Annotated in this window: 6 protein-coding genes, 1 tRNA gene and 1 rRNA gene; 1 reads left to right on the top strand and 7 read right to left on the bottom strand. The window is 71.4% G+C overall.

Annotated elements, in window-relative coordinates:
• Positions 1 to 43: 43 nt before the first annotated feature.
• The 4 genes from AC068A_RS32520 to AC068A_RS32505 form a co-directional block, all read right to left on the bottom strand.
• On the bottom strand, positions 44 to 946 hold the full coding sequence (locus AC068A_RS32520; protein ID WP_478589865.1) for a helix-turn-helix domain-containing protein: 903 nt from the start codon (positions 944 to 946) through the stop codon (positions 44 to 46).
• Between the two features lie 222 nt (positions 947 to 1,168).
• Positions 1,169 to 4,009: an FtsK/SpoIIIE family DNA translocase gene (locus AC068A_RS32515; RefSeq protein WP_478589864.1), complete on the bottom strand. Its 2,841-nt coding sequence runs from the start codon at positions 4,007 to 4,009 to the stop codon at positions 1,169 to 1,171.
• A 180-nt stretch (positions 4,010 to 4,189) separates the two neighbouring features.
• Positions 4,190 to 4,870, bottom strand: a complete 681-nt coding sequence (locus AC068A_RS32510) for a response regulator (protein WP_478589863.1) — start codon at positions 4,868 to 4,870, stop codon at positions 4,190 to 4,192.
• 274 nt (positions 4,871 to 5,144) lie between these two features.
• Positions 5,145 to 10,718 carry a HAMP domain-containing protein gene (locus AC068A_RS32505; RefSeq protein ID WP_478589862.1) on the bottom strand — a complete coding sequence of 1,858 codons (5,574 nt, stop codon included), beginning with the start codon at positions 10,716 to 10,718 and terminating at the stop codon, positions 5,145 to 5,147.
• A 168-nt stretch (positions 10,719 to 10,886) separates the two neighbouring features.
• On the opposite strand from AC068A_RS32505, the gene AC068A_RS32500 reads away from it, so the two are divergent.
• Positions 10,887 to 13,472, top strand: coding sequence for a SpoIIE family protein phosphatase (locus AC068A_RS32500; protein ID WP_478589861.1), 2,586 nt, complete (start codon positions 10,887 to 10,889; stop codon positions 13,470 to 13,472).
• 250 nt (positions 13,473 to 13,722) lie between these two features.
• On the opposite strand, the gene AC068A_RS32495 is transcribed toward AC068A_RS32500, so the two are convergent.
• The 3 genes from AC068A_RS32495 to rrf all read right to left on the bottom strand — a co-directional run.
• A complete protein-coding gene (locus AC068A_RS32495; protein ID WP_478589881.1) occupies positions 13,723 to 14,334 on the bottom strand; it encodes an HdeD family acid-resistance protein in 612 nt (203 codons plus the stop codon).
• A gap of 86 nt (positions 14,335 to 14,420) precedes the next feature.
• Positions 14,421 to 14,496, bottom strand: a tRNA-Thr gene (locus AC068A_RS32490).
• A 5-nt stretch (positions 14,497 to 14,501) separates the two neighbouring features.
• Positions 14,502 to 14,594 (bottom strand): 5S ribosomal RNA (gene rrf, locus AC068A_RS32485); the annotation flags it as partial.

Genomic DNA, 14,594 nt, shown 5'->3' with positions numbered 1-14,594 from the left:
GGCTCGGCACCCCGGGGATCCGGAATTCTGCATTCTGCGCTGCTCAGCCCGCCTCGGCCGCACCCGGACGGGGATCGTCCTTGGTGTATGTGAGACGTTCCACCTGGCCCGGCCGGAATTCGTCCTTGATCTCCTTGCCGTTCACGAACAGCGTCACGACCCCGGCGTCGCCGAGGACGAGATCGATGGATTCCTTGTCGGTGAAGGTCTTGGACTCGCCCGGGGCCAGCGTCCCGTCGAAGAGCAGCCGGCCGCTGTGGTCCTTGGCCGAGATCCAGCTCTCGCTGTCGTTGGCCGTGATCGCGACCGTGACGAGGTCCTTGGGCGCGGCCGCGATGGCGCTGTCCGAGGGCTCCGGCTTCGGCACGACCGGGCTGGCCGGCGTCTGCTGGGGCGCGGCCGGCTTGCCGGCGGACTGCTTGGGCGCGGCCTTCGGCGCGGCGGAGCCCTCCGCCACCGGGCGGGACGCCTTGCCGTCGCCGCCGCCGAAGGCGGTGAACCCGACGAAGCCGATCACGGCGACGATGGCGGCGACCATGGCCGCGGTCCAGTTGGGCCGCTGCCGCTCGGGGCGGATGCGCTCGGCCTCGAACATCGGCGCGGCCGGCGTGGGGGCCGGCCGGCCGCCGTGGGCCGCGTCGTAGGCCTCGATCAGAGGTGCCGGGTCGATACGGACGGCACGCGCGAGCGTGCGGATGTGGCCGCGGGCGTAGACGTCGCCGCCGCAGCGCGTGAAGTCGTCGGCTTCGATCGCATGCACGATCGGGATGCGCACACGGGTGGTGGAACTGACCTCGTCGACGGTGAGCCCGGCGGCGATCCGGGCCTTCTTCAGCGCCGTCCCGATGGACGGCTCCTCGGAAGTACGGTCGATGATGCGGTCCTCGGACCGGTCGTCGGTCGAAGCCCGCTCATCTTCGGGGGAGTTGGAGTTGCCGATGGACACGAGGGCGCCTTTCGAGCGTGTAGCCACCTGCTGGATGTCCAGTCTAGGGGGGTGACGAAAGGGAGGAGCAACCGGAGGGTGGACTCCGTACGCCATCCGAATGGCGCCCCGAGTCCGAGCGGTGCGGCGGCGGTCCGGCCCCCGTGACGCGGCATCGGGTGCGGTTCCGCCATCTCCCTCAACTAGACGTGGGCCCAAGGGAAACGGTTGCCCGCCAAATCATCACGGTTGGGACTCCCCGCGGATGAGGGCGAGGGCTCCGTCCAGCTCATCGGCCTTGACCAGCACGTCGCGCGCCTTCGAACCCTCGCTCGGGCCGACGATTCCCCGCGACTCCATGAGGTCCATGAGCCGGCCGGCCTTGGCGAAGCCCACCCGCAGCTTGCGCTGGAGCATCGAGGTCGACCCGAACTGGGTGGAGACCACCAGCTCCGCCGCCTGGCACAGCAGGTCGAGGTCGTCGCCGATCTCCTCGTCGATCTCCTTCTTCTGGGTCTGGCCGACGGTGACGTCGTCCCGGAAGACGGGCGTCATCTGGTCCTTGCAGTGCTGGACGACCTTGGCGACCTCCTCCTCGGTGACGAAGGCGCCCTGGAGGCGGACCGGCTTGTTGGCGCCCATCGGCAGGAACAGGCCGTCGCCCTTGCCGATGAGCTTCTCCGCGCCCGGCTGGTCGAGGATGACCCGGCTGTCGGCGAGCGAGGACGTGGCGAACGCGAGCCGTGAGGGCACGTTCGCCTTGATCAGCCCGGTGACCACGTCCACCGAGGGCCGCTGCGTGGCGAGCACCAGGTGGATGCCGGCCGCGCGGGCCAGCTGGGTGATCCGGACGATGGAGTCCTCCACGTCGCGCGGGGCGACCATCATCAGGTCGGCGAGCTCGTCGACGATCACCAGCAGGTACGGGTACGGGCTGAGCTCCCGCTCGCTGCCCGGCGGCAGTTTGATCTTGCCGTCCCGGATGGCCCGGTTGAAGTCGTCGATGTGCCGGTAGCCGAAGGCCGCCAGGTCGTCGTAGCGCAGGTCCATCTCGCGGACGACCCACTGCAGGGCCTCGGCGGCCCGCTTGGGGTTGGTGATGATCGGGGTGATCAGGTGCGGGATGCCCTCGTACGCCGTCAGCTCCACCCGCTTGGGGTCCACGAGCACCATCCGGACGTCCTCCGGGGTGGCCCGGACCATGATCGAGGTGATCAGGCAGTTGATGCAGGAGGACTTGCCGGAACCGGTGGCGCCGGCGACCAGCACGTGCGGCATCTTCGCGAGGTTGGCCATGACGTAGCCGCCCTCGACGTCCTTGCCGAGGGCCACCAGCATCGGGTGGTCGTCCTCGGCGGAGTCCGCCAGTCGCAGGACGTCGCCCAGGTTCACCATCTCGCGGTCGGTGTTCGGGATCTCGATGCCCACCGCCGACTTGCCCGGGATCGGGCTGATGATCCGGACGTCCGGGCTGGCCACGGCGTACGCGATGTTCTTGGTCAGCGCGATGATCCGCTCGACCTTGACCGCCGCGCCGAGGGTGACCTCGTACCGGGTGACCGTCGGGCCGCGGGTGAAGCCGGTGACGTCCGCGTCGACCTTGAACTCGGCGAAGACGTTGCGCAGCGAGTCGACGACGGCGTCGTTGGCGGCGCTGCGCGCCTTGCCGGGGCCGCCGCGCTCCAGCAGGTCCAGCGAGGGCAGGGAGTACGTGATGTCCCCGCGCAGCTGGAGCTGCTCCGCGCGGGGCGGCAGCGGCTGGGGCTCCGGCGGCGCCTTGGTCAGGTCCGGCACCGACAGGGTCCCCGAGGCCGCGGCGGTCGTGTCGTGCGGAGACTCGGCCGGCCCGGCGGCGGGGAAGGAGGCCGGGGCGGAGGCGGCAGCGGCCGCCGCTGCGGGGGTGCGGCTGCCGGCGGGCGCGACGGCGTCCGCGGACCGGCCGGCGCGGGCCGGCGGCACCGGGGTGGTGGTCTCCGCTCCCTCGTGCGCGGTGGAGATGCCCCGGGTGAGGTCGGCGACCAGCGGGGAGGGCGGCATCCCGCCCAGCACGACGCCCTCGAACGACGCGGCGGCCGCGGCGGCCACGTCGACGGCGTCCATCTCCCGCTCCTCCACCGGCCGGACCGGGGTCCTGCGCGGCCGGCGCCGGCGGGCGAGCGCCTCCTTCTCGGTGGCCTCCACCGGGTCGGCCCCCGGGGCCCGGCTGCTGCGGGCCCGCCACTGCTCGGGGTCGTGCCGGCCGGCGGCGCCCTCCTGCCCGCCCTCCGCGTCTTCGGCGTGCTCCTCGTCGTACGCGTTCGGTTCGATGATCCCGAGCCGGATGCCGAGCCGCCGCAGCCGCTGCGGGATCGCGTTGACCGGGGTCGCCGTGACCACGAGCAGCCCGAAGACCGTGAGCAGCACCAGCATCGGCACGGCCAGCGGCGCGCCCATGGTGAAGATCAGCGGCTTGGACGCGGCCCAGCCGATCAGCCCGCCCGCGTTCTGCATGGCGGTGGTGCCCTCGTCCCGGCCCGGCGCCCCGCAGGCGATGTGCACGAGGCCGAGCACACCGACGGCGAGCGCGGACAGGCCGATGCCGATGCGGCCGTTGGCGTCGGGCTGGTCGGGGTGGCGGACGAAACGTACCGCCATGATGCCCAGGATGATCGGCACGAGCAGGTCGAGGCGCCCGAAGGCCCCGGTGACCAGCATGGTGACCAGGTCCCCGACGGGTCCGCTCAGGTTGGACCAGGTGCCGGCGGCGACGATCAGCGCAAGGGCGAGCAGCAGCAGCGCGACCCCGTCCTTGCGGTGCGCGGGGTCGAGGTTCCTGGCGCCCTGGCCGATCCCGCGGAACACCGCGCCGACCGCGTGGGCGCAGCCCAGCCACAGGGCGCGCACCAGCCGCACCACACCTCCGGTCGGGGAGGGCGCGGGCTTGGCCGGCGCCCTCCGGGCGGGAGGGCGCGTGGCCGCCGTCTTCTTGGTGGTGGGCTTGCGCGCGGGAGCCGCCTTCTTCGCCGGCGCCGCCGGTCGGCCGGTACGGCCCTTCGCGGTGCCCGCGTTGCTCTGGGAACCCTTGCCGGACGTACGTGAGGCCATGGGGCCGAGGTTACCGGTGCGCGCGCCGGTGGACACGCGTGCCCGCCCCTTCACTCTTTCGTGTCGGCCGCACCCTCGGCTGTTTGACGGACCACCAGACCTGACGCACCACCAGACGGGCCCGGACAGGGGCCGCCCGGGGCAGCAGGCGGCCCCGCAGGCACTCCGCAGGCCGTCCGCTCAGTTCTGCGCGGGCAGCACCGGCGCCGTCCCGCCGGCCCCGGGCTCCAGCGCGTCCAGCGCCCGCCGCAGTCCGGTGAGCTTGCGCTCCAGATGGGCCGCGGTCGCCACGACCGCCGGATCGGCGGCCTCCTCGCCGAGCTGTTTGGACAGGGCCTCGGCCTGCTCCTCGACCGCCGCCAGCCGCGCGGAGAGCTCGGCCAGCAGCCCGGCCGTCTCCTTGGTGGCGTCGCTGCCCACACCGCCGCCCTCCAGCTGGAGGCGCAGCAGCGCGGCCTGCTCCCGCAGCTTGCAGTTCTTGGTGTACAGCTCCACGAACACCGAGACCTTGGCGCGCAGCACCCACGGGTCGAAGGGCTTGGAGATGTAGTCCACCGCACCCGCCGCATATCCGCGGAAGGTGTGGTGCGGACCGTGGTTGATCGCGGTGAGGAAGATGATCGGGATGTCCCGGGTCCGCTCCCGCCGCTTGATGTGCGCGGCCGTCTCGAACCCGTCCATCCCGGGCATCTGCACGTCCAGCAGGATGACCGCGAAATCGTCCGTCAGCAGCGCCTTGAGCGCTTCCTCCCCCGACGACGCCCGGACCAGTGTCTGATCGAGCGCGGAGAGGATGGCCTCCAACGCCAGCAGATTCTCCGGCCGGTCGTCGACCAGGAGGATCTTGGCCTTCTGCACCATGCCCTGTCCTCCTCGCCCCGGCATGGGGCCTCCCCGGCTCCTGGCACCGGCCTGCACGCCGGGCCCCGCCCCAGAGGACGGCATCCTTGCGCCGCCCGTCCTTGTGCCGGTCATCGTAGCCCCAGTCCCGAGATCGCCACACCCTGTCACCAAGATGTCACTGTGCACGAGGCGGAAACGGTGCGGGGGAGCTGAAAGTTCCCCGTCCTGTGCCCTCCCACACCCGTTTCGCCACAGTCGGTCAGCAATTGGTACCGGACCGCTCAGCCGCCGGTCATTCGGCGCGCATCCACTGCTCCATCACCGAGAGCAGGTAGTCCGGGTCGACCGGCTTGGTGACGTAATCGGAGGCACCGGAGTCGATCGCCTTCTCCCGGTCCCCCTTCATCGCCTTCGCCGTCAGCGCGATGATCGGCAGCCCCGCGAACTGCGGCATCCGCCGGATCGCCGCGGTCGTCGCGTACCCGTCCATCTCCGGCATCATGATGTCCATCAGCACGACCGCCACGTCGTCGTGCTGCTCCAGCACCTCGATGCCCTCCCGGCCGTTCTCCGCGTACAGCACCGCCAGCCCGTGCTGCTCCAGCACGCTGGTCAGCGCGAAGACGTTGCGCACGTCGTCATCCACGATGAGCACCCGCTCCCCGTGGAAGTCGTACGTCCGCGGCACCGCCGGAAGCTCCTCCTCCAGGCTGCCCCAGCCGTCCTCCGGCCCCACCGCGTTCGGCTGCCCCGGCACCGCCGTACGCGGCTCCGGGTCGCTCAGCGCCTTGCGGCGCCGCCGGAACAGCGCGGCGCCGCCCTGCCCCTGACCGGCCCGCCCGGTTCCCGGCTGCCCGGACCGCACCGGCAGCGGCTGCGGCAGCGGCTGCACCTGGCCCTGCACCACCGGTACGTGCGCCGCGGCCGGCGCCACGGCCACCGGTGCCGGCGGCATCGGCAGCGCCTGCGGCACCCCGTCGACCGGCCGGTGGTAGCCGTCCGCCCGGCCGCCGCCCGGCTGCGGCGGCGCGTACCCCTGCGGCGGCAGCTCGCTCGGGTGCAGCGGCAGGTACAGCGTGAAGGTGGACCCGCGGCCGGGCTCGCTCGCCGCGTGGATCTCCCCGCCCAGCAGCCGGGCGATCTCCCGGCTGATGGACAGCCCGAGCCCCGTGCCGCCGTACTTCCGGCTCGTGGTCCCGTCCGCCTGCTTGAACGCCTCGAAGATCACCAACATCTTGCTCTCCGCGATCCCGATGCCGGTGTCCGTCACCGAGAACGCGATCAGGTCGGCGTCCGCGTCCCGCAGCGAACCCGCTTCCAGCAGCTGCTCGCGGATGGCCGCCGGCACATCGGCCCCGGCCGGGCGGATCACCAGCTCCACCGCCCCCGTGTCGGTGAACTTCACCGCGTTCGACAGCAGGTTGCGCAGCACCTGGAGCAGCCGCTGCTCGTCGGTGTGCAGGGTGGCCGGCAGCTCCGGGGACACCCGTACCGAGAAGTCCAGGCCCTTTTCCGCGGTCAGCGGCCGGAACGTGGCCTCCACGTAGTCGACCAGCTGCACCAGCGCGATCCGGGTCGGGGAGACGTCCATCTTCCCGGCCTCGACCTTCGACAGGTCCAGGATGTCGTTGATCAGCTGGAGCAGGTCCGAGCCGGCCCCGTGGATGGTCTCGGCGAACTCCACCTGCTTCGGCGACAGGTTCTCGTCCGCGTTGTCGGCGAGCAGCTTGGCCAGGATCAGCAGCGAGTTCAGCGGGGTGCGCAGCTCGTGCGACATGTTCGCCAGGAACTCGCTCTTGTAGCGCATGGAGACCGCGAGTTGCTCGGCGCGCTCCTCCAGGACCTGCCGGGCCTCCTCGATCTCGGTGTTCTTCACCTCGATGTCCCGGTTCTGCTGGGCCAGCAGCTCGGCCTTCTCCTCCAGCTCGGCGTTGGCCGCCTGGAGCGCCTTCTGCCGGTTCTCCAGCTCGTCGGAGCGCTCGCGCAGCTGCTCGGTCATCTCCTGCGACTGCTTGAGCAGCATCTCCGTCTTGGAGTTGACGCTGATGGTGTTGACGCTCGTACCGATCATCTCGGCGATCTGACTGAGGAAGTCCTTCTGGATCTGCGTGAACGGCTGGAAGGACGCCAGCTCGATCACACCGAGCACCTTCCCCTCGAACAGCACCGGCAGCACGATCACCTGCGCCGGCGGCGCCTCGCCGAGCCCCGAGGAGATCTTCAGGTAGCCGGGCGGGGTGTTCTCGACCAGGATCGTCCGCTTCTCCTCGGCGACGGTCCCGATGAGCCCCTCCCCCGGCCGGAACATGGTCGGCATCTGACCGCCCGCGTACCCGTAACTCCCGCGCATCCGCAGCTCGTACGAGCCGTCGGGGCCCCCGTCGGTCCCGATCTCGGTGATCCCGCCGGACGGCACCGCCAGGAAGAACGCCCCGTGCTGCGCCGAGACGACCGGGGTCAGCTCGCTCATGATCAGCGAAGCCACGTCGGCCAGGTCGCGGCGGCCCTGCATCAGGGCCGAGATCCGGGCCAGGTTGCTCTTGAGCCAGTCCTGCTCCTTGTTGGCCAGGGTGGTGTCGCGCAGGTTCGCGATCATCGTGTTGATGTTGTCCTGGAGGACCTGGATCTCGCCCGCCGCGTCCACGTCGATCTTCAGGTTGAGATCGCCGCGGGTCACCGCCGTGGCCACGGCCGCGATCGCACGCACCTGCCGGGTCAGGTTCCCGGCCATCTCGTTCACCGACTCGGTGAGGTCGCGCCACGTGCCGTCGACGTCCCGCACCCGGGCCTGCCCGCCCAGGATGCCCTCGGTGCCCACCTCGCGGGCCACCCGCGTGACCTGGTCGGCGAACGACGACAGCTGGTCCACCATCGTGTTGATCGTGGTCTTCAGCTCCAGGATCTCGCCGCGCGCATCGATGTCGATCTTCTTGGTCATGTCGCCCTTGGCGATGGCCGTCGTGACCATGGCGATCTGCCGCACCTGGCCGGTGAGGTTGGACGCCATGAAGTTCACCGAGTCGGTGAGGTCCTTCCACGTCCCGGACACGCCCGGCACATGGGCCTGACCGCCCAGCCGCCCCTCCGTGCCCACCTCGCGGGCCACCCGCGTCACCTCGTCCGCGAACGACGACAGGGTGTTGACCATCGTGTTGACCGTGTCGGCGAGCTGCGCGACCTCGCCGCGCGCCTCCACCGTCACCTTCTTGGTCAGATCGCCGTTGGCGACCGCCGCCGAGACCTGGGCGATCCCGCGCACCTGCGCGGTCAGGTTCCCGGCCATCGTGTTGACGTTGTCGCTCAGGTCCTTCCAGATGCCGGTCACCCCGCGCACCCGGGCCTGACCGCCGAGGATGCCCTCGGTGCCCACCTCGCGGGCCACCCGCGTCACCTGCTCCGCGAACGACGACAGCTGGTCCACCATCGTGTTGACGGTCGTGACCAGCTCCAGGATCTCGCCCTTGGCGTCGACCGTGATCTTCTTGGAGAGGTCGCCCATGGCGACTGCGGTGGTCACCTCGGCGATGTTGCGCACCTGCGAGGTCAGGTTGTTCGCCATGAAGTTGACGGACTGCGTGAGGTCCTTCCAGGTACCGGAGACGCCCTTCACCTCCGCCTGGCCGCCCAGAATGCCCTCGGTGCCCACCTCGCGGGCCACCCGGGTCACCTGCTCCGCGAAGTTCGACAGCTGGTCGACCATCGTGTTGATGGTGTTCTTCAGCTCCAGGATCTCGCCGCGCGCATCCACGTCGATCTTCTGCGACAGGTCGCCGCGCGCCACCGCCGTCGCGACCTGCGCGATGTTGCGGACCTGTGAGGTCAGGTTCCCGGCCATGCCGTTCACCGAGTCCGTGAGGTCACGCCACACGCCGGCCACCCCGGGCACCTGCGCCTGGCCGCCGAGCCGGCCCTCCGTGCCCACGTCCCGGGCCACCCGGGTCACCTGCTCCGCGAAGGCCGACAGCTGGTCGACCATCGTGTTGATGGTGTTCTTCAGCTCCAGGATCTCGCCGCGCGCATCCACGTCGATCTTCTGCGACAGGTCGCCGCGCGCCACCGCCGTGGTCACCTGGGCGATCTGGCGCACCTGGGAGGTCAGGTTCCCGGCCATGAAGTTGACCGAGTCGGTGAGCTCCTTCCAGGTGCCGGACACCCCCTCCACCCGCGCCTGGCCGCCGAGCCGGCCCTCCGTGCCCACGTCCCGCGCCATCCGCGTGACCTGGTCGGCGAACGACGACAGCTGGTCCACCATCGTGTTGACGGTGTTCTTCAGCTGGAGCATCTCGCCAGAGACGTCCACGGTGACCTTCTGCGACAGGTCGCCGTTGGCCACCGCCGTCGTCACCTGGGCGATGTTGCGGACCTGGCCCGTCAGGTTGCGGAACGCGGTGTTCACCGAGTCGGTGAGGTCCTTCCACGTCCCCGCCGCCCCCGGCACCTGCGCCTGCCCGCCCAACTCGCCCTCGACGCCCACCTCGCGGGCCACCCGGGTCACTTCCGCGCCGAAGGACTGGAGCTGGTCCACCATCGTGTTGACGGTGTTCTTCAGCTCCAGCATCTCCCCGGCCACGTCGACCGTGACCTTCTGCGACAGGTCGCCGTTGGCCACCGCCGTCGTCACCTGCGCGATGTCACGCACCTGCGTGGTCAGATTGCGGAAGACCGTGTTCACCGAATCGGTGAGGTCCTTCCACGTCCCCGCCGCCCCCGGCACCTGCGCCTGCCCGCCCAGCAGGCCCTTGGCGCCGACCTCGCTGGCCACGCGGGTGACCTCGTCCGCGAACGTCCGCAGGGTCTCGGTCATCTGATTGATCGTTTCGGCCAGCTGCGCCACCTCGCCGCGCGCGCTGACCCGTACCTTCTGCGACAGGTCGCCGTTCGCGACGGCCGTCGTGACCTGCGCGATCCCCCGCACCTGGGCCGTCAGGTTGCCCGCCATCGTGTTGACGGAGTCGGTGAGGTCCTTCCACACGCCCGCGACCCCGGGCACCTTCGCCTGGCCGCCGAGCTCGCCCTCCGTACCCACCTCGCGGGCGACCCTCGTCACCTCCGAGGAGAACGACGACAGCTGGTCCACCATCGTGTTCACGGTGTTCTTCAGCTGGAGCATCTCGCCGGCCACGTGCACCGTGACCTTGCGCGACAGGTCGCCCTTCGCCACCGCCGTGGTCACCAGCGCGATATCACGCACCTGAGCGGTGAGCCGGTACGCCATGGTGTTGACGGAGTCGGTCAGATCCTTCCACGAACCCGACATTCCACGCACTTGGGCCTGACCGCCGAGCTTCCCCTCGGTCCCCACCTCCAGCGCCACACGCGTCACTTCGTCGGTGAACGCGGACAGCTGGTCGACCAGGTTGTTGACGGTACGCCCGACCTTCAGGAACTCCCCGCGCAGCGGATGCCCCGTCCCGTCGGCCGACAGCGTCCGCAGGTCCATCCGCTGGTCCAGGTCGCCCTCCGCGACCGCTGACAGCACCCGCCCCACCTCGGACACCGGCCGGGCAAGATCGTCCACCAGCTGGTTCGAGGCGTCGATCGCGGCCGCCCAGGAGCCCTCGCAGGCACCCGTTTCCAGCCGCTCGCTCAGCTTCCCCTCGCGGCCCACCATCCGCCGGACCCGGGACAGCTCCCCCGTCAGGTGCAGGTTGCGGTCGGCGACCTCGTTGTAGACGGCGGCGATCTCCGCCATCACCCCGTCGCCCGACACCGTCAGCCGCTTGCGGAAGTTCCCGTCCCGCATCGACACCAGGGCCGTGAGCAGCCGGTTGAGGGCGGCGGTATCGACTTCCGTCGTTCCGCCCCGGCGCGGGCGCCCGCCCTTCGCGCGCGTACCCGTACGCCGCACCGCTGCCCCAGACTCCACCGTGTCCCTCCCGAAAGGGTCGACCGCTGTTCCACCGGCACCCGGCGGGCCACCCGCCCGGCTACCCGATCCTGCCCAGTGTTTCACCCTGGCCGAACCAGGCCATAACACTTCGGCACCATCGCACACCGCCCGCACCCCGCGGGTGGAATCCCCGACGACGGCACCATGGCGGGCGCGAAGGTAAGTAACCTGGCATCCGATGTACCACCGCGTCGAAGGAGACTTGTGATCACGGCTCGGGCGGCTGCCAGCTTCGACCCCCAAGGGCGCTCGGTCGCCGCCGCCCGGGCGTTCGTCCGCGACACCCTCCAGGGCTGGGGCTTCGCCGACATCGTCGACGACGCCGTGGTGCTCACCAGCGAACTCGTCACGAACGCCGTGATCCACGCCGGCACCCGCGCCGAGGTCCTCTGCCTGCGCACCGAGGGAGGCGTACGGGTCGAGGTCGCCGACCGCTATCCCGAGCGCGAACTCCCGCTGCGGTACCCCGGCAAGCGCCCGTACGCCGACCCCGAACGCGAGAACGGCCGCGGCCTCATGCTCTGCGCCGCCCTCGCCACCCGCTGGGGCGTCGAGTACACGGCCACTCGCAAGCACGTGTGGTTCCGCCTCGACCTGCCGGACCGTCCGGTCGGCACCCGCTCCGCCGGGCCCGTCGTCCCCGACCGCCTGCTGCCCCTCGCCGACAGCCGCGTCCGTGTCGCCGTCGTCCAGGTCGACGCCGCGGACTGCATCTCCGCCTGGAACGAGGACGCCGAGCACGTCTTCGGCCACCCCGCCGGCAAGGCCCTCGGCCGCCCGCTCGCCGAACTCGCGGCCTGGCCGCAGACCCCCGGCACCGGCACCGGAATCGCCGAGGCCCTGCGCCTGTCCCGCTGGGAGGGCAGCTACGGCATCCGCGGCGCCGACGGCCGCGTCATCCCCGTCTACGCCTCCCACCTGCGGGTCCGCGATGCGCACGGGGAGCCGTCCACCGTCTGCCTCCTGGTCCACGACGACGAGCGCGCCCTGCTCCAGACGCCTGTCCGGGCACCGGCCTCCGACGGCCTCCCGCTGACCGAGGCCCGCCCCGCGGACCCCTTCGAGGTGTTCATCGGCTCCCCCGCCCCGGACGACCTCGACAGCCTGCTCCAGCGGACGGTCGAACGCGCCCGCGACATGCTCGACGCCGATGCCGCCTTCCTGCTGCTGGCCACCGACGACGAGACGGAACTGGAGGTCCGCGCCACCACCGGACTGCCCTCCACCCGCCAGCGGTTCGCCCGCGTCCCCGTCGAGGCCGGCACCAACCGCTACGGCTCGGCCCGCATGCCCGCCGTCCACGACGACCTGACCGCCGTCCCCGGAGCCGTCCCCCTGCTGGACACCACCGGCATGCGCTCGGTGGTCACCGTCCCCCTGAAGGTCGAGGGCCGGCTCACCGGCTCCCTCGGGGTGGCCGCCGAGCACCCGGGCCGCTACTCCAACGCGGAGGCGCTGCGCCTGCAGTTCGCCGCCGACCGGATCGCCCTGGCCGTCGAGTCGGCCCGCCTCGGCGAGCTGGAGCGGCTGCGCCGCGGCTCCCTCTCCTTCCTCGTGGAGGCCTCCGACCTGCTGGCCGGCACCCTCGACCGGGACCAGACCCTGGCCCTCATGGCCCAGATGACGGTGCCGACGCTGGCCACCTGGTGCGCCGTGTACACGATCGCGGACCAGTCCTCCGACCCGTACCTGTCGTACGTCCTGCACGAGGACGAGGAGCGCATCGACGGCCTCAGGGCCCTCCTCTCCCGTGTGCGCCCGCCCGAGCCGGTCCGCGAGGCGGGCGCCCGCACCTGGCACGAGGCGTCCGCCGCCGTGGGCGGAGAGACCGTGGTCCTGCCCCTGCTCGCCCGCAACCGGGTGATCGGCATGCTCACCCTCGGCAGGCCCTCCGAGGAGCACTTCCGCCAGGAGATCCTCGAACTCGCCGAGGACCTCTCCCGCCGCGCGGCCCTCGCCCTGGACAACGCACGCCTGTACTCGGAGCGCACCGCGATCAGCCGCTCCCTCCAGCGCAGCCTGCTCCCGCCCGGCTCCCCCGCGATCCCCGGCATGGAGGTCGAGGTGATCTACCGGGCCGCGGGCGAGGGCAACGAGGTGGGCGGCGACTTCTACGACGTCTTCCCGATCCGCGACGGCGCGTACGGCTTCGCGATCGGCGACGTGTGCGGCACCGGCCCCGAGGCCGCCGCCGTCACCGGACTGGCCCGGCACGCCCTGCGCCTGCTGGCCCGCGAGGGCCTCGGCGGCCCCGCGGTGCTGGAGCGGCTCAATGCGGCCATCCTCGACGAGGGCGCCCGCAGCCGATTCCTCACCCTCCTGTACGGCGAGCTCCACCCCCGGCAGGACGGCGGCGCCCTGATGAAGGTCGTCTGCGCCGGGCACCCGCTCCCGCTGCGCCTGCGCCCGGACGGGGAGGTCGTCCCCGCCGCGGACCCGCAGCCGCTGCTGGGCGTCCTGGACGACCTGGACCTGTACGAGCAGACGCTCACCCTCGACCCCGGCGATGTCCTGCTGTGCGTCACCGACGGGGTGACCGAGCGCCGTGAGGGCAGCCGCATGCTCGGCGACGACGGCCTGACCGAGGTCCTCACCGGTTGCACCGGCCTGACCGCCGGCGCGGTCGCGGCCCGGGTCCTGCGCGCGGTGGAACGCTTCGCGGCCGAGCCCGCCTCGGACGACATGGCCATCCTCGCGTTCCGCGTCCCCCACCAGCGGACGGGCGACTAAGCGGCCTCGGGGAAGTGGGGTGCGTTTCCGCGTCGTCCGGTGCGGTGCATCGGCGTGCTGCCGCATCGCCCTCGTACTGGACGTACTTGGGTGGTGTGGCGGTGCGGCGAGGTGCCGTGCCGGGCGGCGCGGGGGCGTGCCCCACTACCCCGAGGCCGCTTAGCCGTCGCTTAGCCGGAGTGTGCCTTCCCGAGAGCCGTGTACGGGATGCCGGCCGACGGGTGGGCGCGGGTGACGGCGGGCCCGGCGCTCACCCCGGACGCGCGGGCAGGGTGCGACGGGTGGCGGAGCGCACTGCGAAGGCCATCACCAGTTCGAACACGCCGAGCAGGACGAGCCACAGTCCGAGCAGTCGTGTCAGGGCGACCGCGGACTCCACCGGGAAGCAGAGCACGACGATTCCGGCGACGGCGCCGAGAGCGCCCAGGCCGAAGAGCAGGCCCCGGTGCACGAGCGAGTGGTCGGCGATGGCCGCGTACGCCGTGAGTACTCCGGTCAGCAGCCAGAACGCCCCGACGATCAGGGACAGCGCGCCGATCGTCTGCATCGGATGCCGCAGGACCAGCACGCCGGCCAGGAACGACAGGAGGGCGATCAGGACGCCCGCCAGTCTGCTGCCCCCGTCGCTGCTGTGGGAGAAGGCTCTGACGAAACGGAAGCCGCCCGCCACAAGGAGCTGCAGGCCGATGATGACGGCCAGGACGTGCAGTGTCTCGTCGGGCCAGACGAGGACCAGAATGCCCGGAATCAGTGTCGCGAGGGCCAGGCCGAGCGCCCAGTGCCACGAGCCGCCGAGCTGTTGGAGAACGTCCTCGGGGTCGCGCTGCGGGTGCTGCGGTGCCGCATCGGAGGGAACGGCCATCACGCCCCCAGGCTACGCCCGCACTGCGCCCGGCGCCTGGACGGAGAAACAAAAAAGGCCCCCGCCGAATGGCGGGGGCCTTTTCATGGAGCCCTTTAACGGAATCGAACCGTTGACCTTCTCCTTACCATGGAGACGCTCTACCGACTGAGCTAAAAGGGCGGGTTGTTCGGCGGCGTCCTACTCTCCCACAGGGTCCCCCCTGCAGTACCATCGGCGCTGAAAGGCTTAGCTTCCGGGTTCGGAATGTAACCGGGCGT

The sequence above is a fragment of the Streptomyces sp. NPDC043854 genome, from assembly GCF_056436005.1.
The sequence above is the reverse complement of the archived record's forward strand: the minus strand, read 5'-3'. Positions and strand labels throughout refer to the sequence as shown.